This is a genomic window from Bacillus sp. TE8-1, assembly GCF_008368855.1.
GTDB lineage: Bacteria > Bacillota > Bacilli > Bacillales > Bacillaceae_G > Bacillus_A > Bacillus_A cereus.
Genome location: NZ_QPET01000014.1, coordinates 140,143 through 159,851, shown reverse-complemented (window position 1 = coordinate 159,851; position 19,709 = coordinate 140,143). Strand labels below are relative to the sequence as shown.

Here is a 19,709-nt window from a genome sequence, read left to right as displayed (position 1 = left end):
TTTCGTTTGTGTATGTCTATTTTGTGAAATGTTTCACAAAATAATGTAATAAAAAAACGCACTGCTCTATATTAGCAGTGCGTTTTTTTATTATGCTAGCGCTTGTGCTAAATCTTCAATTAAATCTTCACCATCTTCAATACCGACAGAAATACGAATTAATGTATCTGTAATTCCTAATTCTTTGCGGCGATCAGCTGGGATTGATGCATGTGTCATTTGAGATGGAATAGAAATTAAACTTTCTACTGCTCCTAAACTTTCAGCCAGTGTAAAATACTGCAATTTCTCAAGTACTTTATTTAATGTCTCTTCACTATCTACATCAAATGAGATAATAGCACCAAAACCATTTGCTTGTTCTGTTGCTAATTCGTGGTTTTGATGTGATTCAAGACCTGGGTAATATACTTTATTTACTTTTGGATGATTATTTAAGAACTCAGCAATAGCGCGTGAATTCGTTTCATGTTCTTCCATACGAATTCCTAATGTTTTTAAACCACGAAGTAGTAAGAAGCTATCTTGTGGCCCAAGAATACCTCCTGTTGAGTTTTGTACAAAGTGAAGATCTTCTGCTAGTTGTGGGCTATTTACAACTACTAGACCTGCAACTACGTCACTATGACCTCCTAAATATTTCGTTGCACTATGAAGCACAATATCTGCTCCTAAAGAAATCGGCGACTGCCAATATGGCGTCATGAATGTGTTATCAATAATTGTTAATAAGTCTTTCTCTTTAGCAAGAGTAGATATTTTCTTAATATCAGTAATTTTTAGTAGTGGGTTCGTTGGTGTTTCCACATAAATTGCTTTCGTATTTGGGCGAATCGCTTCTTTAACTTCCTCTAAGTTTGTTGTATCTACAAATGTATGCTCAATACCGAAACGGTTTAATACTTTCGTAATAACGCGGTATGTTCCGCCATAAACATCATCTGTTAAAATAACGTGGTCACCTTTTGAGAACAACATAATTGTCGCTGTAATAGCAGCCATTCCTGAACCAAATGCAAATCCAGCATGCCCATTTTCTAATACAGCAATCATTTCTTCTAAAGCTGCACGTGTTGGGTTACCTGTACGTGAATATTCATATCCTTGATGCTTACCAACTGCTTCTTGTTTGTACGTACTTGTTTGATAAATCGGTACGTTTACAGATCCAGTTGAAGGTTCTCCTATGCGAATACCATGAATTAACTTTGTCTTTGCTCTCATTTTTTATTCCCATCCTTTGTATATGTCTTTACTTAAATAGCGCTCACTGCTATCAGGAAAAATGGTTACAATATTTGTACCTTGTGCTGCCTTCTCTGCCTCAAGTAAGCTCGCATGAAATGCTGCTCCTGAAGAGCTCCCAACGAGAAGTCCTTCTTTTTGCGCTAATTCTTTCACTCGTAAAAATGCATTTCGATCAGAAATCGTATGAATTTCATCAAAATAAGATGTCTTCAAAAATGGCGGGATAAATTCCAGTCCAATTCCTTCGGTCTCATGTGAACCAGCCTTACCACCATTTAAAATAGATCCTTCTGGCTCTACGATAACTGTTTTAATATCTATATTTTTTTCTTTCAAATAAGATGCAGTCCCCATAAACGTACCGCCAGTTCCTGCTCCAGCAACAAATATGTTAATCTCTCCATTCAATGCGTCCCACAGTTCAGGTCCTAGTGTTTTAAAATATGCACGAGGATTTGCCTCATTTGCGAACTGACTTGGAGAGTATGAATTCGGTATTTCATTTACTAACTCTTTTGCTTTAGCAATTGCACCGGTCATTCCTTGCTCAGTCGGTGTATGCACGACCGTTGCACCTAGTGCTTTCATTAATTCTTGTTTTTCAATACTAAATTTCTCTGGTACACAAACAATAACACGTAAATCATGCTCTAATGCTGCAAGTGCCAGTCCAATACCAGTATTCCCAGCAGTCGGTTCAATAATTGTTCCACCCTGGGTAACAAGCCCTTTTTCTAGCGCATCTTCGATTAATTCTCTTCCTAAACGATCCTTAACGCTTCCGCCTGGGTTATAAAATTCAAGCTTTGCAAATAAACGGACCCCTTTCGGAAGTGAAAAACGAGTAATTTCTACAATTGGTGTATGACCAATTAACTCATGAACTCCACGATATACATTCATCGTGTTCTCCCCCTTGTTTGCCAATAAAGAAAAGGCAACTGTATGTATTTTCTTTATATGAGACAGTTGCCTTTTTGTTACATTACTTTAACTCTTCTAACACTTTTACGATAAAGTTTGTAGAATGAAGAGCTGCTTGATCTAAAAACTGATCAAATGAAACATTTGATTCTTTACCAGCAATATCAGAAAGTGCGCGAATGATAACAAACGGAATTTCATATTGGTGGCATACTTGTGCAACAGCTGCTGCTTCCATTTCTACCGCATAAAGATTTTCAAATTTATCACGAATTGCTGCAACACGGTTCGGATCACTCATAAATGAATCACCTGTTGCAATCATACCTTTTACAACTTGAATATTTTCTTCAGCCTGCATACATTTCTCAGCTAATGCAACTAACGCCTCATCAGCTTTAAATCCAGGCGGCATTCCTGGTACTTGACCATATTCATAGTTAAATGCTGTTACATCTACGTCATGGTGACGAACTTCAGTGGAAATAACTACATCACCAACGTTTAGAGAATGATGGAATCCACCAGCTGAGCCAGTATTAATTACTTTTTCAGGCTTATATTTTTCTAATAAAATTGTCGTTGACATCGCTGCGTTTACTTTACCAATACCAGACTTTAACAAGATTACTTCATGCCCTGCTAATAGCCCTTTCGTAAATTCACAACCTGCAACCGTTTCTGTCTCTGCTTGTTCTAATTTGTCACGTAAAATACGTACTTCTTCTTCCATTGCTCCAATTACAGCAATTCTCAATCTAATCCCTCTTTCTATTGCTTAGTTGCCTCCATTACCCAAACGAAATGATTTAATCTCGTGAACGTTACATGGAAGCCATTGTTTTCAAAAATAGTCTGCATAACTGGAATACGTGTATAGTATTCCGTTTGCAAATCGTTTGCTAACTGGTGGAAACCTCTTTCTTTTGCTGTTTCAACAGTTTTATCATATGCATCTTGATCTGCAAATATCGTATCAGCAAACACTATTTTACCACCTTTGTTTAGCAATTGACTATACTTCGCAATTGCTACATTTTTTTCATCATCTGTTAAATGATGAAATGCATAGGTGCTTACAATGGTATCAATTGAATTTGGAACTTCAAACGAAAGAAAATCACCCTCTGTAATTGAAAATTCTTTTGGCAATTTCTCTTTTGCAATCATGCGCATTTCACGCGACGGTTCTATACCGTAAACTGTGCGGCCAGCAAGTAATAATTTATTTGTTAAATTACCTGTACCGACACCAAATTCTAATACATTACCAAATGACTTGTTAACTACATCCTCTAGAATGTCCTCATAATGGGCGAAAACTTCTTTATATTGTATATCTTCGCCTTGTACAAATGAGTCGTACGTATGAGCCCACTCATCAAATAAACCATTAAATTCTGTACCCATAAAAATTCCCCTTTTTCTTATCGGTTTTATCAGTATGATATTCCCTCTTTCTAAAAATGTCAATTGAAATGTACATGGTATTTCCTTCTTTTCTTTGTTACACTATAGTTGATTACATAGGAGAGGGGCCGTCTTCATGTCATTTACCTTTGAAATGTTAGAAGATAAAGTAGAGTTTTTTGAAGCGGGAGACTTAGCTTCTTTAGAACGAAAAATTAGTGAACAAATTGATAATAATAAAGCACTTATGCTTGAAGTTCATCACATCTCTCATCAAATGGTTATGGATCCTGAAAGCAAAAGACCGTATTATAGCGCGGTTGTTCATTTTAAATTAAAGAAATTGCGTTAACAAAAAAGAGAAGCTCCTAAGGAGCTTCTCTTTTTTAGTTTAGAGTTTGAACAAGTACTGGTTTCCAGCCCTCATTGTCTACCCAATCAATATTTACGTAATATCTTTTCCCACTTTGCTTATCTTGAACATCACCATAAGCTTTGCTCTTTCCAGTTTTGTCTCTTCCAACAAAATGGAATACTAATTGCTCTTTCGGTATCTCAACACCTGCAGCAATTGCACTTTGCATCTCATTCCAATCTGATGACCCTTGTTTAAACGTCATCGCCGGTGATGAACCTTGTTCTGTTCCTACAGCTTTCCAAGAAGGTTTTGTGTAAGCCTCTTTTGCCTTAGATACAGTTTTTTCAGCTGATACTTTCTCGTTAGCTTTCGCTTCTTCTTCAGCTTTTTTCTGTTCTTCTTCAGCCTTTAGCTTCTCTTCTTCAGCTTTTTTCTTAGCTTCTGCTTGCTCTTGTTCTTTTTCTTTTTTCTTAGCAGATTCTTTATCTTCTGATTTTCCAGCTTTCTCATTCTTTGTTGTTTGTTGAGAGACTTTCTTATCAGTAGAAGATGCTTGCTCTTTCGTACTAGGAACGAACAATTGATATGCTACAATAGCTACTAATAGTAATACAATAGCGATTGCAATATTTAAAACACCGTTTTGACGACGTTTTTGTTGTTTCTGTTGGAATCTTGATCCTCCTGCCATTCTCCAAACCTCCATGCAGTTTTTCCTAATTGCTATTGTAACATTAAATCTAGAAAGGTTGAACATTTACAATAATATTTTCATGAAATGAAGACATTTCACTATAAATTGCAAGATTACTTTTCATTCTCCAATTGATAGATTGCTCCTACCATATCTTTAAAAATAGGTGTAACTTTATTCACTTTGCTATCAGTCTCTAGATCAACAACAACTAAAGCATATCTTGGATTCTCATACGGAAAATAACCTGCAAACCAGCGATTCACCCTCGTCCCTTTCCCTGTTTGCGCTGTCCCGGATTTTCCAGCGACACTTAGTGGCAACGAACGGAATGCTGTTCCTGTTCCTTTCTCCCTTGTTACAACGCCTCTTAATAACTCTTGTAATGTTTTCACTGTTTCATACGAAAGCTGTTTTCCATTTAACGTATGGCTCTCAAATGTAAAAAAATCCGCTCCATTTTTATATACTATTTTTTCAACAGCTTTCACTTCCATCTTTCCTCCATTCCTCGCAATCGTCGCCATCATATTGGCAATTGCTAGAGGTGATATACGTACATCTTTCTGTCCAATCGCTGTTTGTTCTACCGCTTTTTTATTACTTTTATTTTCTTCATTCCCCCAAATAGTAGTGCCTTTCTCTTCTGACATTTGCTCAAAATGAGGTGTATGAAATACAGAACCTTTCCATCCAACCTTTTCATTTGCTCCTAGAGCTGCTACGTATGTTTCTAACACCGTCCTATCCTTTTGTAATAGCTCGTTACCTAACTCGGAAAATGTTCTGTTACAGCTCCTAGCAAAGCTCTCTTTAAAGTTAAGTGTACCCATCCTAACTTGCGGGTCGTTTTCACCATATAAATCTTTATTACAGTTAAATGTCCGATTAAACAAATTTACTTTTTGATCAATGACTGCAGCTGCAACTACTGTTTTAAAAACAGAGCCTGGAAAATGTGGCGTTAACATTTGATTTTCAAGTGTAGTTTTATATAAATTCTCATCCCTTACTTGTAAAGACGGCTTACTAACCATCGCTAATATTTCATTTGTCTTTACATCAAGTAATACTAATCCCCCCTTCTTTATTTCGTTTGCTTCAATCACTTCTTCTGCTTTTTGCTGCAACTCTTTATGTAAAGTAGTTTGAACCCTAACTGGATAAAACGGATTTCCTGGTGAAGTGTATTTCGCTTGCTTTCCGAAAATTGGTTCTCCTTGCCGATCTACTTGATATAATACTTTTGCCTCTCCATCAGTCAATAGAAATTCATCAAATGATTGCTGTAATCCTGAAATACCTATCGGCGTTTGTTTTGAAATTTTTTTCAATTCTCCATATCGCTTTTGAAACTCCCTTTCGTTCTCCCCTACATCACCAATTAAATGACTGATTTCTCCAGTTTGTTTTAATCGCACTTCAGCTGCTACAATACCTAATACATGTAATTCATTTACCTTCTCCATCTGCTCTCGTGTCACTCGAAATGGAGCAGTTTCTCCTTGTAGGGTAAATGCATTTTTGTTATTTTTCATTTGTCTTCTAATCTCTTGTCTCGACACACCAATGATATGCGCGATTTTCTCTAACATGTCATTTTTTATTTGTAAAAATGGAAAAATAATTAAAACAGGATATTTTTCCTCACCTATTTCTTTACCATTACGATCTATAAACTGCCCACGTCCATCGTCTACTGTAATGGATTGTGTACGTTGCGTAACACTTTTTTCAATTAAATTTATTTTGCGATCAGTAAATGATTCTGTATCTATAATTTGAATTTGGATTAAACGACAAAGCAATACAAACATAACGCTCATAAAACAAATTAAAACAATTGTAATTCTCCGTTTTATTTTCATAAAAAAACACCTCGTCTATTGTAGTTTAGACGAGGTACTATTTTATTTATACAAGCTCCAAAACAAAAATAGATATTATATAAAGCTATTATTGTTTTTTTGGCTTCTCTAAAAATTTCGTAAGAAGCGATTTAAATTCAGTTTCATTCACTCCAGTGTTTTTAGCAACTTCAATTACAGTAGTTGTTACATTAGCCGCTACTTTTAAATAGTCCTTACTGAAATTATCCATTTCATTTCTTTTTTCTTTTGCATTCTCAACTGTTACAGAATCAATACAAGTAATCATCTTATCTACAATATGTAAATAATTATTTTGTGCATCTATTATTTTTTGAATATCATCTTTATTACTTACTTTCGATTGTTTTAAATATGTATATGCTTGATTCACTTCATCTTTTAAAATTTTATCATTATTCTTCGCCTGTTCTTGTAACATATTCTTCATATCATCTATTGTTTTTTGATCCATCGAATCTCGCAATAAATAATCTGGATTCCCAATTGCGTAATCATACTTAATCGTTACATCTTGAAATATTTTCATGACAATTGCTAATTGATACGCTACATCAAAATCATTAAATTCCTTTTTATCTTGTGGATTTTCTAAGGCTTTTGAACTCTCAGTTGCTTTAATATCCTTTTTTTCTTCTTGCTTTACTTTTTCTCCCTTTGATGATGTAGTTTCTTCATTCGTTCCGCATGCAGCAAGTCCTAATATGGAGATACTACAAACCAATCCTGTAAAGATTTTATGTTTCATAATTAGCCCCTTTTCCCTTTTAAAACCTATGGTCTCTAATTATGATATCAAAGCTTAAAGTGTTTTTTTGACATTTTTTGTCGAATCACTCTAAGGTTTACACAATTTTTTTCATTCTACAGAAAAAAAAGATTCTCCCGATAGGAGAATCTTTTTTTTATTTTACAGAGACAATCTCTACTTGCATTTCTCCACCTGGTGTTTGGATTGTTACTTTCTCACCAATTTGCTTACCTAATAAGCTTTTTGCGATTGGAGAATCGTTAGAAATTCTTCCTTCGAATGGATCAGCTTCCGCGCTACCTACGATTGTGTACGCTTCTTCATCTCCGTTTGGTAATTCTTTAAATGTTACTGTTTTACCTAATGTAACAACAGTTGATACTTCGCCAGTATCTTTAATGATAACTGCATTACGAATCATATTTTCTAATTGTGTAATACGTCCTTCTACGAACGCTTGCTCATCTTTCGCTGCATCGTACTCAGAGTTCTCAGAAAGGTCCCCGAAGCTACGTGCGATTTTAATACGTTCTACTACTTCTTTACGTCTTACTGTTTTTAATTGCTCAAGTTCGTTCTCTAGTTTTTGCTTACCCTCTTGCGTCATAGGGTATGTTTTTTCTGTTGACATATTTTCCACTCCTTTTATATACCAATCCCCCGAAAAAAAGAGGAGTTCCATATGAAAACTCCTCCGCTTCCATTGTTAGCGGAGGTTTCTAGTACCCTTGCACTAGCGGAGTTGTCACATACAACCCCGTATTTCCAATTCTTCTTTATATAAAGAAGATATGTATGGAAAGTTGATATAAATATGCCCTCACCTATATATAGATGAGGTTGCATGTTTCATTGTATTCGATAGGAAGGGAAAAAATCCCTTCCTACCGTATATCTTTTACTATGCTATTACAAATTTACTTTTTGTTCAAGAATTGTTGCAATTTTTGTCACCATAATATCAATTGCAACGTGGTTTTGTCCACCTTCAGGGATAATAATATCCGCAAATTTCTTAGAAGGCTCAATAAATTGATTGTGCATTGGACGTACAACATTTACGTACTGATCAATAACTGAATCCATCGTACGACCGCGCTCTTTAATATCACGCTGCATGCGGCGCAGAATACGAAGGTCAGCATCCGTATCAACGAATAATTTAATGTCCATTAACTCGCAAAGACGTGGGTCTTCTAAAATAAGAATTCCTTCTAAAATAATTACATCTTTCGGCTCAACTGGAATAATTTCTTCTGAACGCGTATGCAATGTATAGTCATATACAGGCTTATCAATTTGCTCATATGCAAGCAACTGCTGCAAATGTTCAATTAACAGATCATTATCAAACGCAAGCGGATGATCATAATTTGTTTTTAAACGCTCTTCCATTGGTAAATGGCTTTGATCTTTGTAATAATAATCTTGCTCTAAGATTAAAATAGAATGACCTTTAAAATGGTCAAAAATCGCTTTCGTTACACTCGTTTTACCTGATCCCGAACCACCAGCAATTCCAATTACAACAGGCTTATTCGTCCCCATTCGACTATCACTCTTTCTTATTGAAGTATGCTTTTGCGCATCATATTATTCACATACACTCGTTGATCCACTTTGAATTTCACGATTTGCAACGGATGTCTCGCTGCATCTAATTCGTTTCCATCCTCATCCCAAATTTTCTCCACCGTTTGCGTAAAGTTTTCTATTTCTGGTCCAAAGAACTCCACTTCATGTCCTGGTTTGAAATGATTACGTTGCTCAATCGTTACGATGCCCGTTTCTTCATTATAATCTAACACTAAACCAGCAAAATCATACGTTGTTTTCTTACTATGATTTCCAAACATTTGCTCTTGATGTCCTGGAACCCCTTCAAAGAATGCAGGAGCTGTATCACGATTTGCACATTTATCAAGCTCATCTAACCATTCTTGTTTAAACTCAAAGTTATCTGGATCCGCACAATAAGCATCAATTACTTTACGATATACAGTTGCTACAGTCGCTACGTAATGGATTGATTTCATACGTCCTTCTACCTTTAAGCTATCGATTCCGATTTCAATCATTTTCGGAATTGATAAAATTAAATTTAAATCTTTTGGACTCATCGCAAAGTGAGCATCTCCTTCTTGGAATAGAGGAAGCTCTTTTGCATCTTTATGTTGTGATACTGTTTGAACTAAATCATAATCCCAGCGGCAAGATTGGCAACAACCACCACGATTAGAATCACGCGCTGTCATATGGTTACTTAATGTGCATCTTCCTGAATATGCGATACACATTGCACCATGTACGAATGCTTCAATTTCAATATCCACTTTTTCTTTAATTTCTTTCATTTCTTCATAGCTTGCTTCACGAGCTAATACAAGACGATGTAAACCTTCTTCTTTCCAATACTGTGCTGCTTTCCAGTTGGATAGTGATTGCTGTGTGCTTAAATGCACCTCAACAGAAGGCGCTACGCGTTTACAAGTCTCAATGATAAGCGGATCAGCAACGATAATTCCCGTTACGCCAGCTTTTTCAATCCCTTTTAAATATTCCTCTAGCCCGTCCATATTTTCATTATGCGCAAAGATATTTGTTGTTACGTATATTTTTGCTCCATACTTCTTTGCAAACTCAACGCCTTCTGCCATTTCTTCTAGCGTAAAGTTGCCTGCATTCGAACGAAGACCAAATTCTTGTCCACCTAAATATACAGCATCTGCCCCGTAATGGATAGCTACTTTTAATTTTTCTAAGTTACCCGCAGGGATTAACAGTTCAGGTTTCTTCACAATAACACGTTTGCCATCGATCACTCGTGAAATTTCTTGTACAGTCATTTCCTACACCCTCCTCGTTTAGTAAACCGTTTCTTTAAAGAAGAATCCTGTATCTAACGGACGATTTACTGGTTGCATTTCTTCTATTTCTTTATATAGATCATCTTTCACGTCATAATATGCATCACGATCTTCTACGCATAAATCAATCGCTTGACGATATTTCTTCGTTACTTCAATAATGTATTCAGAGCTTTTTAGTACACCGTCGATTTTTAAGCTATCAACTTCAGCTTCGATTAGTTCCTCTAATTCATCGATGAAACAAATATCGTTGGGACTCATAATGTGAGTACCATTTTCATCTTCATAAATTGGATATTTATTGTTACGCTCTGGGTCATATAAGAACATATTCTCTTCATATTTTTTCTTTTCAATGTCAAGATTACGTCCTTGATACTCAAAGTAGTTTCCTACTAATGAACGCTTCGATTGGAACATACAAGTCATACCGTGAATTTGTACTTCTAGTTCCACTTCAGCATTTTCTTTTAAATCAACAATTTCATCTAAGCTCAGCTCACGAGCTAATACAGCGCGCTTCGCTCCTCTTTGTCCCCAGTAGTTACAAGTGAACCAGTTTGTTGCTGTCGTTTCTGTATTCCAGTGCAACTGCATATTTGGTGCTACTTCGCGAACAGCCATTAATACCGCTGGATCTCCGAAAACAATTGCATCTACATTTACTTCGTTTAAAAATGAAACGTAATCTGTTAATTCTTCTACTTTATCGTTGTGGAACATAGCGTTCATGGCTACGTATACTTTCACACCATTTTCATGTGCAATCTTCACAGCTTGTTTTACATCTTCACGTGAAAACTCCCCTGCTAAACGTAAACCAAACTTTTGCTCACCGATCATTACCGCATCTGCTCCTGCTTTCGCAAGTTGTTCGATATCCGCCACCGCTCTTGGCGTTACTAACAATTCAGGTTTCTTCATACCTTGGTCACCCTCTCTTTTTACTAACAGCTACTCCATCACCAATTGGGAAAATCGTTGTATCATATCCTTCATGGTTCATAAGCCACTCATTGTACGTCTTAATACGACGGATTAAACCACGTGTACGTCTGTTTTCAATTTTCTCTTTTGTCGTTACAAGACCGTGGTACATAACATTATCTGAAATAATTACGCCACCAGGATTTAATAACGGTTCATATAAGTCAAAAAAACGACGATACTGTCCTTTTGCTGCATCAATAAAAATAACGTCAAATGTCCCGTGTTCTTTTACTTGTTCACCTGTCTCTAACGCATCACCGTAAATAACTGAAATACGATCTGTTACTGGGGAACGTTCTATATATTCAAGTGCTTTTTCATATCGCTCACGATTGCGCTCAACTGTCACAATACGTGAATTTGGAATAGCTTGCATCATACGAATACTAGAATAACCGATTGCTGTTCCAAGTTCTAAAATGCTTTTCGGTCCAATTAAACGTAAAAATTGCAGCATAAATTCCATTCCAAGTCGATCCATAATCGGCACATGATTTTCTGTTGCATATTCTTCCATTTCAAGAATTAATTTATCTTTCGGATCAATAAATGATAATAGGTACTCGTTAACTGCATCCTCCATAAATGGTCCTCCTTATTTACATGGAGAAGTGCCTCTATGACGTCTTTTCACACATAGAATGCAATAAAAATACAAGCCAGCTTTATCCTTAGCTTGTACGTCCCGTTTTGATATTAAAAACGATTCTTCTGCCAGTTTTTAACCCGATATATTTTACCACAAAAAAGAGGGATGTGCGACTTTTTTCGCTATCCCTCCCCATTTCACTGTTTTTTCGTAATGTATTTTTGCTTTAATGCATTATGCTCTTCTAATGTTTTCGCATAGTACACTTCACCACTTGGTGCAGCTAAGAAATAATAATAATCTGTTTGCGCAGGTTCTAACGCAGCTTCTACTGAATGTTTACCAGAGTTTGCGATCGGCCCTACCGGCAATCCTTTTACAACATACGTATTGTACGGTGAGTTGACCTTTAAATCTTCGTATAATACACGTTGTTTATGCTTTCCAAGTGCATATAATACCGTTGGATCCGTTTGAAGCGGCATACCTTTTGCTAAACGATTATAAAAGACACTAGAGATCTTTTGACGATCTGTAAAACCAGTTGCCTCTTCTTCAATAAGTGAAGATAATGTTAAAAGCTGATGAACATCCCAATTCTTCGCTTTCATTTTCGCCTCATTTTGAACAATGATTGCATTTGTTTTCTCAAGCATTGGAATTACAATTTCTTCTAACGTTGTATCTTTCTTATAAAACGAATACGTTGCAGGATATAAATAACCTTCTAATGGGTATTTAATATTACTATCAAAGATTTTATCCGTTAATAACTTCGGATACTTTTGCTGCATTTTTTGAATAAATGCTTTATCGTTTAATTGACGCGTAACATCATCTTTATTCCACTTTAGTTCTGTCGCAATCGTTTCTGCAATTTCAGTTACTTGCGCCCCTTCTTTAATCGTCACTTTATAAAGAGCTGGACGATGCACGTTGCCAGCTGACATTTGTTCGATCACATCTTCAGCATTCATTGAAGGATTTAATAAATATGTACCTGCTTGTAAACTTTTCGATTTAGCCTTTGTATAAAAACTAAAAACTGTACCGTTTTTTACAGCGCCTTTTTCTTCTAAAATTTCTCCAATTTTACTTGTAGATGATCCTTTCGGAATTTCTACTTCAATCTCTTTTTTATTCCCGCTATCAACTGGTCCTAATGCGGATGAAATATACGCATAGACTGAACCACAAACTAAAAGCAGTGCAATAATCGAAAATAAAAAGATGCGTCTACGCTTCTTTTTCACTTGATTCTCTATCAAAACATTTCCTCCTTACTTAATTGTAGACCGTATGTACACCTTTCTATACAGCACGATGTAAAAACGCAACAAATTCACTTATCTTTTTTAATTGACACTTTATTTTTCTACAATCCGTCTCATTATACTACAAAGACTTACACAGTTTCGACAAAAAATCTTTCATTTTACATATAAATACAAAAAAAGATGGACTGTATGTCGTCCATCTTTTCAGTACTTATTATTCAGCTTCTTGCTCATCAGCAATAGTGTTAAACGTTTCTTGTACCATTTCCCACTCTTCTTCTGATTCGATTGGAAGTAAAACTCCGCCCTCTTCTTCATTTTGCTCATAAGCCATTGCATCATAAATTGGGTCTCCATCTTCATCTACTTCACCGATTGGAGAGAAGATTACGTATGATTTTTTACCAAATTTGTCAGCATCAAAAGTGAAAATAATTTCACATAAATGTTCGTTACCTTTTTCGTCTACAATTGTAATTTGACGTTCTTCCATTTTGGTCACCTCTTATTTTCTATCTAAAAATCCTTGTAAGATTACGACTGCAGCCATCTTATCGATTACTTGTTTTCGCTTCTTACGACTTACATCAGCTGAAATGAGTAGACGTTCCGCTGCCATTGTTGACAAACGCTCGTCCCACATTACAACGTCTAATTGTAACAGCTCTCGTAGGTTTTCTGCAAATTGTTGGCACGCTTCGCCACGTGGGCCAATTGTACCATTCATATTTTTAGGTAAACCTACTACTATTTTGTCCACATTGTACTGCTTTACTAACTCAGAAATACGATCAAAACCAAAGTGACCTCGTTCTTCGTTAATCTTAATTGTTTCTAATCCTTGTGCTGTCCAGCCCATTTCGTCGCTAATTGCAACTCCGACTGTTTTTGTACCTACATCTAAACCTAATATCCGCATAAACTACTCCTCACGATGATGTTTCAAGTAAGACTTCACAAGCTCTTCAATTAACTCATCACGTTCAAGCTTGCGAATGATGCTACGTGCATCTTTATGGCGAGGTATGTATGCTGGGTCTCCACTTAATAAATAACCGACGATTTGGTTAATCGGATTATAGCCTTTTTCTTGAAGTGCATCATACACAGTTAAAAGTACATCATTTACATGGACACTCTGTTTTTCATCTTGAATGCTAAACTTCATTGTTTTATCAAAACCGTCCATTTCAAGCACCTCACTTATATAGTAAGTATAGGGAGAAGAACTTCTCCTCTCCCTACCATTGTACACTACTATCTCTTTATTTTGAAACAGATTTAACGTACTCTTGTACAAATGCTAAAGCTTCTTCGACTTGAGCTGGGTTTTTACCGCCTGCTTGTGCCATATCAGGACGGCCGCCACCGCCACCGCCGCAACGAGAAGCTACTTCTTTCACAAGTTTACCAGCATGGTAACCTTGGCTAATTAAGTCTTTCGTTACACCTGCTAGGATGTTTACTTTATCGTCATTAACAGACGCTAATACAACAACTGCTGACTCTAATTTATTTTTCAGATCATCCATCATCGTACGTAAGTTATTCATATCTGCAACATTTACTTTCGCTGCTAATACATTCACACCATCAACTGTCATTACAGAATCAGTTAAGTTTCCAGCTTCGATATTGCTTAATTTCGCAGCAAGAGATTCATTTTCTTTTTGCAGTTGTTTCACTTCAGCAAATAGACCATCAACTCTTGTTAAAATATCTTTCGGATTTGTTTTCATTTTTCCTGCTGCTTCTTTTAATAAACCTACTTGATCGTTCATTAATTCGTATGCAGACTTACCAGTTACTGCTTCAATACGACGAGTTCCTGCACCGATACCAGACTCAGCAACGATTTTGAAAATACCGATAGAAGCTGTATTATCAACGTGACAACCACCACAAAGCTCTAAGCTGTAATCGCCAACTTGTACAACGCGTACAACATCTCCGTATTTTTCACCGAATAATGCCATTGCGCCCATTTCTTTCGCTTCTTCGATTGCTTTTTGAGAAATCTCAACATCAATACTTTCCCAAATTTTTTCGTTTACCATACGCTCAATTTTTTCTAATTCGTCAGCTTGTACTTGACCGAAGTGAGAGAAGTCAAAACGTAGACGTTCAGAAGTTACAAGAGAACCTGCTTGGTTAACGTGTGTTCCAAGTACGTCTTTTAATGCTTGGTGTAGTAAGTGAGTTGCTGTATGATTTTTTACAACGCTACTACGGTTTTTCGTATCGATAATAGCTTTTACAGCCGCATCTTTCGTTAATGTACCTTCTTCAACAACAACTTTATGCAAGTTTTGGCCGTTTGGTGCTTTTTGTACGTCTTTTACAAGAACTTTCACACCATCTGCAAGAAGGTAACCACGGTCTGCAATTTGTCCACCGCTCTCAGCATAGAATGGTGTTACATCAAGCATTAATTGTCCTTCTTCACCAGCGTGTAAGCTGTCTGTGTATTCACCGTTTTTCACAAGTGCAACAACGTTACTTTCTGTTGCAACTGTACCGTAACCAACGAATTCGCTCGCTACTTTAATTTCTCCAAGGACACCACCTTGAACTTGCATAGAATCAACGTCTTGACGAGCAGCACGTGCACGCTCACGTTGTTTTTCCATTTCATTTTCAAAACCTTCATGATCAACTGTCATGCCAGCTTCTTCTGCATATTCTTCTGTTAATTCAATTGGGAAACCGTATGTGTCATATAGACGGAACGCATCTACTCCAGAAATAACAGTTGTTTTTTCTTCTTTTGCTTTTGCAATTACTTCAGCTAAAATCGCTTCACCATCATGAAGTGTTTCATGGAAACGCTCTTCTTCGTTCTTCACAACTTTCGCAATGAAATCTTTCTTTTCAAGTACTTCTGGATAGAAGTCTTTCATTACTTCTCCAACAACCGGTACTAATTCAAACATAAATGGACGGTTGATGTTTAATTTCTTCGAATAACGAACAGCGCGGCGTAATAAACGACGTAATACATAACCACGGCCTTCGTTAGATGGAAGAGCACCGTCACCAACAGCGAATGTTACTGTACGGATATGGTCAGCAATTACTTTGAATGCCATATCTTTTTCTGAATCGCCATTACGATATTTTTCACCAGAAATTGTTTCTGTTGCACCAATCATCGGCATGAATAGGTCTGTATCAAAGTTCGTAGGTACATCTTGAACGATAGATGTCATACGCTCTAGACCCATCCCTGTATCAATGTTTTTCTTAGGAAGTGGTGTATATGAACCGTCTGGATTATGGTTAAATTGAGAGAATACAAGGTTCCATACTTCTAAGTAACGCTCGTTTTCTCCGCCTGGATATAATTCTGGGTCACTAAAGTCATTACCGTAAGCTTCTCCGCGGTCATAGAAAATCTCTGTATTCGGTCCACTTGGTCCTTCACCGATATCCCAGAAGTTTTCTTCTAAGCGAATAATACGCTCTTTTGGAACGCCCATTTTCTCATTCCAAATTGTGAATGCTTCTTCATCTTCTGGATGGATTGTAACTGATAGTAATTCTTTATCGAATCCGATCCATTTGTCGCTCGTTAAGAATTCCCAAGCCCATGTAATTGCTTCTTCTTTGAAGTAATCACCAATTGAGAAGTTTCCTAACATTTCAAAGAATGTATGGTGACGAGCTGTTTTCCCTACGTTTTCAATATCGTTTGTACGAATTGATTTTTGAGCATTTGTAATACGTGGATTTTGTGGGATTACACGTCCATCAAAATATTTTTTTAATGTAGCTACACCACTATTAATCCATAAAAGAGATGGATCTTCATGCGGAACTAGTGATGCACTAGGTTCTACTGCATGTCCTTTTTCTTGGAAAAAGTCTAAAAACATTTGACGAATTTGTGCGCCTGTTAGTTGTTTCATTGTATTTTCCTCCTTAAATATAAAAAACTCCCGTCCCTATAAAAGGGACGAGAGTTAACTCGCGATACCACCCTAATTATGAATTGATTACAATAACAATCAATTCATCACCTCATGGTGCCGTAACGTGGCAAGACGGCAGTGATTAGCTGCTCTCAGGATTAGCTTTCTGTTACCCTTCATCTAAAGCTTCTTTCAGCCATATGGAAGCTTCTCTCTAGAAATGGACTGTAACGTACTTGTTCCGTCATTGATTTAATGTATTATATGACTAAATATAATAGAATTCTCTTAAGTTTGTCAATGTAGATAATCATTTATATTGTATTAATTGCTTATTTATCATAGGTATTCTACTATTCATTCTTAACAGCCTTTTCATATAGTATGCATTTATTAACAAATCGGAATCTCCTTATAAGAATGATTTATAAAAATTTCTAAATATTACTTTTTTTGCTACAATTAAATTATTGTTAATAAAATAAAGGAGCGATCACAATGACAACCTTACTTAGCAAAGCTAAAAACATATTAGCGACTGACGAAACGATATTATTTTACGCAGCATGTTCATTAGACATATTTATTTATCGTTCCGTCGCAAGGCCAGGATTGCTAATTTTAACGAACAAAAGACTATTCTTTTATGGGCCAGATGTAAGTAAGAATCCAATATTTGAAGAGTACTCTTTCGCAAAAATTTCTAATCTAAAAGAACAAAAGCGTCTTTTCAACAATCAAATTATATTTATGTATGATAACGAATGGAAAAAAATAAAACATATTCAAACAAATGATGTGAGCTCCCTCGTTCAAAAGATACACGAGCAGCTTTCTAAATAAATATATGATTAGCCCTCTATTTCTTACATAGAGGGCTTCTATACTTACACATCTTCTTTTTTCAAGAGCGGTCTCACATGAACAATGACAGTGCGAATAACTGCTAAAATCGGAACCGATATTAGCAATCCTACAATCCCAGCTACCTCTCCCCCAACTAGTAAGGCAAGCATAATAATAACGGGATGCATACGAAGTGACTTACCAACGATGTAAGGCGATAAAATGTTACTCTCCACAAATTGCAAAATCGCAATCGTGATCCCCGCCTTAATAAGTAAACTCGTTGATACTGTTGCTGCAATCATTAACGTCGGGATCGCTCCTAAAATAGGACCGAAGTATGGGATTATATCCGTTACCCCAATAATAATGCCAAGCAATAATGGATATTTCATACCGATAAACCAAAAAGAAAGAGCTGATACTCCCCCTAATACTAAACAAACAAATAACTGTCCTCGAATATAGCTTCCAAGTGACTTATCAATTTCTTTCGCAAGCATTTGCCCCGTACCTCGCCATTTACTTGGGACTAGTTTCCAAAAGATATGATAAAACTCACCATAATCTTTTAATATGTAAAATACAATGAACGGTATTAAGAAAATAATGAGCAATGAATCGAGTACACCACGAGCTGTACTCATCACTTTATTTAAAAGCGCTTGAATCTTCGTTTCCACACCCACAAAAAGTTGTTTCACCTTTTCATGAATGAACGAAGGGAAATTCGCTGTTTGTTCTGTAACGCCATCCATCCACGAATCGTACATCTTTGTAAACTGGGGAAATTGTTCATTAATCTCTTGTAACTGTTTAATAACGACTGGTGTTCCTTTATAAATCCCATAACCAATTCCGCCAAAGAAAAGGATATAAATGAGCAAAATGGCAAGTGTACGAGGCATCCCTTCCTTATGAATTTTTTCAATTAAAGGGTGCAATAAATACGCAATAAAACACGCGATAAGAAACGGCGTGATTGCTACTTTAAATACAAAAATAATCGGTGCCCATAGCGGCTTAATTTTTAAAAAGACGAGCAGACAAAGAAAAACAAGTAACAATAATCCTAAACGATATATCCAAATGATTTTAAGATTCTTCACATGAAAAACCTCCTCCACCTTTATTTTGAAAATAAATGGGGTAGGTTATGTGCGAAACTTTTAAAATCTTTTCATACGGACCATACTGTTTTTTAAAGACGTACATATAAATAACATAACAAGGACAACCACCCCTGAGAATACAGCATGAATTAATATAATCAGGAGGGCTAATTATGGTTTTATTTATGCTTGGATTATCAGCACTTTTTATGATTCTTGAATGGATTTGTATCGGGTTCGGTATTTGGAAGGGGTTCTTTATTCATTCCTCACGTAAAGAAAAAGCGAAGCAATTATGGCAGTATGGAATACTTGGCGTTGGCTGCTACGGTCTATCTTATCTTTTCTCAGAGATCGGACTTTTTTATTTGCATATGGGTGCATAAAAAAACTCCCTTGTCTACAAGGGAGTTTTTCAATTTATCGAAATGATTATAAGTAAGACTTAATCATCTTACGTGCTTTTTTCATATTGCGTTTTGAAAATACATCTTGTTTACGAGCATATTGATATGCTGCAGCTCCAACACCTAATGCGATTAATGAATTGCGTAGATTCAAAGTAAATCCCCCTTTTCGTTATCCGATCGTTCTTTCATTCTCATCAAATAAATCATCAAGAGAGCTTAATGAACCATCTTCCTCAACTTGATGTGTATGGATTTTCCCCTTTGAAACCGATAATTCGATATAACAATTCCAGCAATAAAATTGGTTGACACCTATTTTTCCAATGTCTTTCCCTTTGCAATTTGGACAAATGAACATATGGCTTTCATCTCCTTACAGTCTCCCAGATTCTATTCGCCATTATGTCCAAACTGCATTCATTTATACATT

General features: G+C 36.2%; 23 protein-coding genes and 1 other annotated feature. Of the genes, 3 read left to right on the top strand and 20 right to left on the bottom strand.

Translation table 11 applies throughout. The features are described 5' to 3' along the window. Positions 1-90: 90 nt before the first annotated feature. The 4 genes from DN404_RS12560 to DN404_RS12545 form a co-directional block, all read right to left on the bottom strand. Positions 91-1,224: a bifunctional cystathionine gamma-lyase/homocysteine desulfhydrase gene (locus DN404_RS12560; RefSeq protein WP_001201917.1), complete on the bottom strand. Its 1,134-nt coding sequence runs from the start codon at positions 1,222-1,224 to the stop codon at positions 91-93. A gap of 3 nt (positions 1,225-1,227) precedes the next feature. Further along, positions 1,228-2,151 (bottom strand): O-acetylserine dependent cystathionine beta-synthase, encoded by a 924-nt coding sequence (locus tag DN404_RS12555; RefSeq protein ID WP_049107972.1) that lies wholly within the window; start codon positions 2,149-2,151, stop codon positions 1,228-1,230. Between the two features lie 82 nt (positions 2,152-2,233). After that, entirely contained in the window at positions 2,234-2,929 is a 696-nt protein-coding gene (gene mtnN / locus DN404_RS12550; RefSeq protein ID WP_001217024.1) for a 5'-methylthioadenosine/S-adenosylhomocysteine nucleosidase, read from the bottom strand. A 14-nt stretch (positions 2,930-2,943) separates the two neighbouring features. Further along, the gene (locus DN404_RS12545; protein WP_000536320.1) at positions 2,944-3,582 is read right to left on the bottom strand and encodes a class I SAM-dependent DNA methyltransferase; all 639 of its coding nucleotides are present in this window, start codon (positions 3,580-3,582) and stop codon (positions 2,944-2,946) included. Between the two features lie 136 nt (positions 3,583-3,718). Here DN404_RS12545 and DN404_RS12540 point away from each other — a divergent pair, with 136 nt between their 5' ends. Beyond that, complete coding sequence (locus tag DN404_RS12540) at positions 3,719-3,934, top strand: YrzA family protein (RefSeq protein WP_000010984.1); 216 nt, start codon at positions 3,719-3,721, stop codon at positions 3,932-3,934. A gap of 34 nt (positions 3,935-3,968) precedes the next feature. Here DN404_RS12540 and DN404_RS12535 read toward each other — a convergent pair whose 3' ends face one another. The 13 genes from DN404_RS12535 to alaS all read right to left on the bottom strand — a co-directional run bounded on the left by DN404_RS12535 (position 3,969) and on the right by alaS (position 16,908). Then, entirely contained in the window at positions 3,969-4,631 is a 663-nt protein-coding gene (locus tag DN404_RS12535) for a YrrS family protein (protein WP_000897098.1), read from the bottom strand. Between the two features lie 116 nt (positions 4,632-4,747). Next, on the bottom strand, positions 4,748-6,502 hold the full coding sequence (locus DN404_RS12530; protein ID WP_149215110.1) for a peptidoglycan D,D-transpeptidase FtsI family protein: 1,755 nt from the start codon (positions 6,500-6,502) through the stop codon (positions 4,748-4,750). An 88-nt stretch (positions 6,503-6,590) separates the two neighbouring features. Further along, positions 6,591-7,271: a hypothetical protein gene (locus tag DN404_RS12525; protein WP_000680877.1), complete on the bottom strand. Its 681-nt coding sequence runs from the start codon at positions 7,269-7,271 to the stop codon at positions 6,591-6,593. A gap of 157 nt (positions 7,272-7,428) precedes the next feature. Next, positions 7,429-7,905 (bottom strand): transcription elongation factor GreA, encoded by a 477-nt coding sequence (greA, locus tag DN404_RS12520; RefSeq protein ID WP_000102591.1) that lies wholly within the window; start codon positions 7,903-7,905, stop codon positions 7,429-7,431. Positions 7,906-8,183: 278 nt separating this feature from the next. Then, positions 8,184-8,822, bottom strand: coding sequence for a uridine kinase (udk, locus tag DN404_RS12515; protein WP_000537078.1), 639 nt, complete (start codon positions 8,820-8,822; stop codon positions 8,184-8,186). A gap of 17 nt (positions 8,823-8,839) precedes the next feature. Further along, the gene (locus tag DN404_RS12510; RefSeq protein WP_000217974.1) at positions 8,840-10,120 is read right to left on the bottom strand and encodes a peptidase U32 family protein; all 1,281 of its coding nucleotides are present in this window, start codon (positions 10,118-10,120) and stop codon (positions 8,840-8,842) included. Between the two features lie 18 nt (positions 10,121-10,138). After that, entirely contained in the window at positions 10,139-11,068 is a 930-nt protein-coding gene (locus DN404_RS12505; protein WP_000742806.1) for a peptidase U32 family protein, read from the bottom strand. A 7-nt stretch (positions 11,069-11,075) separates the two neighbouring features. Then, positions 11,076-11,717 (bottom strand): O-methyltransferase, encoded by a 642-nt coding sequence (locus DN404_RS12500; RefSeq protein ID WP_000389102.1) that lies wholly within the window; start codon positions 11,715-11,717, stop codon positions 11,076-11,078. 203 nt (positions 11,718-11,920) lie between these two features. Further along, positions 11,921-12,991: an endolytic transglycosylase MltG gene (gene mltG / locus DN404_RS12495; RefSeq protein ID WP_000572131.1), complete on the bottom strand. Its 1,071-nt coding sequence runs from the start codon at positions 12,989-12,991 to the stop codon at positions 11,921-11,923. 223 nt (positions 12,992-13,214) lie between these two features. Beyond that, positions 13,215-13,493, bottom strand: a complete 279-nt coding sequence (locus DN404_RS12490; protein WP_000392730.1) for a DUF1292 domain-containing protein — start codon at positions 13,491-13,493, stop codon at positions 13,215-13,217. A gap of 12 nt (positions 13,494-13,505) precedes the next feature. Continuing rightward, on the bottom strand, positions 13,506-13,919 hold the full coding sequence (gene ruvX / locus DN404_RS12485) for a Holliday junction resolvase RuvX (RefSeq protein WP_001221192.1): 414 nt from the start codon (positions 13,917-13,919) through the stop codon (positions 13,506-13,508). A gap of 3 nt (positions 13,920-13,922) precedes the next feature. Beyond that, a complete protein-coding gene (locus DN404_RS12480; protein ID WP_000348590.1) occupies positions 13,923-14,189 on the bottom strand; it encodes an IreB family regulatory phosphoprotein in 267 nt (88 codons plus the stop codon). Positions 14,190-14,265: 76 nt separating this feature from the next. After that, entirely contained in the window at positions 14,266-16,908 is a 2,643-nt protein-coding gene (alaS, locus tag DN404_RS12475; protein WP_149215109.1) for an alanine--tRNA ligase, read from the bottom strand. 40 nt (positions 16,909-16,948) lie between these two features. Continuing rightward, positions 16,949-17,168: a binding site (T-box leader), on the bottom strand. Between the two features lie 241 nt (positions 17,169-17,409). On the opposite strand from alaS, the gene DN404_RS12470 reads away from it, so the two are divergent. Continuing rightward, positions 17,410-17,754, top strand: a complete 345-nt coding sequence (locus DN404_RS12470) for a PH domain-containing protein (protein ID WP_000209578.1) — start codon at positions 17,410-17,412, stop codon at positions 17,752-17,754. A gap of 44 nt (positions 17,755-17,798) precedes the next feature. On the opposite strand, the gene DN404_RS12465 is transcribed toward DN404_RS12470, so the two are convergent. Next, positions 17,799-18,866: an AI-2E family transporter gene (locus DN404_RS12465; RefSeq protein ID WP_000793128.1), complete on the bottom strand. Its 1,068-nt coding sequence runs from the start codon at positions 18,864-18,866 to the stop codon at positions 17,799-17,801. A gap of 176 nt (positions 18,867-19,042) precedes the next feature. On the opposite strand from DN404_RS12465, the gene DN404_RS12460 reads away from it, so the two are divergent. Continuing rightward, positions 19,043-19,255: a hypothetical protein gene (locus tag DN404_RS12460; RefSeq protein ID WP_000242535.1), complete on the top strand. Its 213-nt coding sequence runs from the start codon at positions 19,043-19,045 to the stop codon at positions 19,253-19,255. Between the two features lie 46 nt (positions 19,256-19,301). Here the strand turns inward: DN404_RS12460 and DN404_RS12455 are convergent, their stop codons facing one another. Both DN404_RS12455 and DN404_RS12450 read right to left on the bottom strand, forming a co-directional pair. Then, positions 19,302-19,430, bottom strand: coding sequence for a YrzQ family protein (locus DN404_RS12455; RefSeq protein ID WP_001053553.1), 129 nt, complete (start codon positions 19,428-19,430; stop codon positions 19,302-19,304). 18 nt (positions 19,431-19,448) lie between these two features. After that, positions 19,449-19,637: a hypothetical protein gene (locus tag DN404_RS12450; protein ID WP_000469281.1), complete on the bottom strand. Its 189-nt coding sequence runs from the start codon at positions 19,635-19,637 to the stop codon at positions 19,449-19,451. Between the last annotated feature and the right edge of the window lie 72 nt (positions 19,638-19,709).

Excerpts from the sequence above, each read along its gene's own strand:
- DN404_RS12450 (WP_000469281.1), bottom strand. The coding sequence starts at position 19,637 with ATGTTCATTTGTCCAAATTGCAAAGGGAAAGACATTGGAAAAATAGGT.
- DN404_RS12525 (WP_000680877.1), bottom strand. The coding sequence starts at position 7,271 with ATGAAACATAAAATCTTTACAGGATTGGTTTGTAGTATCTCCATATTA.
- DN404_RS12540 (WP_000010984.1), top strand. The coding sequence starts at position 3,719 with ATGTCATTTACCTTTGAAATGTTAGAAGATAAAGTAGAGTTTTTTGAA.
- DN404_RS12490 (WP_000392730.1), bottom strand. The coding sequence starts at position 13,493 with ATGGAAGAACGTCAAATTACAATTGTAGACGAAAAAGGTAACGAACAT.
- DN404_RS12500 (WP_000389102.1), bottom strand. The coding sequence starts at position 11,717 with ATGGAGGATGCAGTTAACGAGTACCTATTATCATTTATTGATCCGAAA.
- greA (WP_000102591.1), bottom strand. The coding sequence starts at position 7,905 with ATGTCAACAGAAAAAACATACCCTATGACGCAAGAGGGTAAGCAAAAA.
- DN404_RS12535 (WP_000897098.1), bottom strand. The coding sequence starts at position 4,631 with ATGGCAGGAGGATCAAGATTCCAACAGAAACAACAAAAACGTCGTCAA.
- alaS (WP_149215109.1), bottom strand. The coding sequence starts at position 16,908 with ATGAAACAACTAACAGGCGCACAAATTCGTCAAATGTTTTTAGACTTT.
- DN404_RS12530 (WP_149215110.1), bottom strand. The coding sequence starts at position 6,502 with ATGAAAATAAAACGGAGAATTACAATTGTTTTAATTTGTTTTATGAGC.
- DN404_RS12505 (WP_000742806.1), bottom strand. The coding sequence starts at position 11,068 with ATGAAGAAACCTGAATTGTTAGTAACGCCAAGAGCGGTGGCGGATATC.
- DN404_RS12480 (WP_000348590.1), bottom strand. The coding sequence starts at position 14,189 with ATGGACGGTTTTGATAAAACAATGAAGTTTAGCATTCAAGATGAAAAA.
- DN404_RS12460 (WP_000242535.1), top strand. The coding sequence starts at position 19,043 with ATGGTTTTATTTATGCTTGGATTATCAGCACTTTTTATGATTCTTGAA.
- DN404_RS12545 (WP_000536320.1), bottom strand. The coding sequence starts at position 3,582 with ATGGGTACAGAATTTAATGGTTTATTTGATGAGTGGGCTCATACGTAC.
- DN404_RS12555 (WP_049107972.1), bottom strand. The coding sequence starts at position 2,151 with ATGAATGTATATCGTGGAGTTCATGAGTTAATTGGTCATACACCAATT.
- ruvX (WP_001221192.1), bottom strand. The coding sequence starts at position 13,919 with ATGCGGATATTAGGTTTAGATGTAGGTACAAAAACAGTCGGAGTTGCA.
- DN404_RS12510 (WP_000217974.1), bottom strand. The coding sequence starts at position 10,120 with ATGACTGTACAAGAAATTTCACGAGTGATCGATGGCAAACGTGTTATT.
- udk (WP_000537078.1), bottom strand. The coding sequence starts at position 8,822 with ATGGGGACGAATAAGCCTGTTGTAATTGGAATTGCTGGTGGTTCGGGA.
- DN404_RS12560 (WP_001201917.1), bottom strand. The coding sequence starts at position 1,224 with ATGAGAGCAAAGACAAAGTTAATTCATGGTATTCGCATAGGAGAACCT.
- DN404_RS12470 (WP_000209578.1), top strand. The coding sequence starts at position 17,410 with ATGACAACCTTACTTAGCAAAGCTAAAAACATATTAGCGACTGACGAA.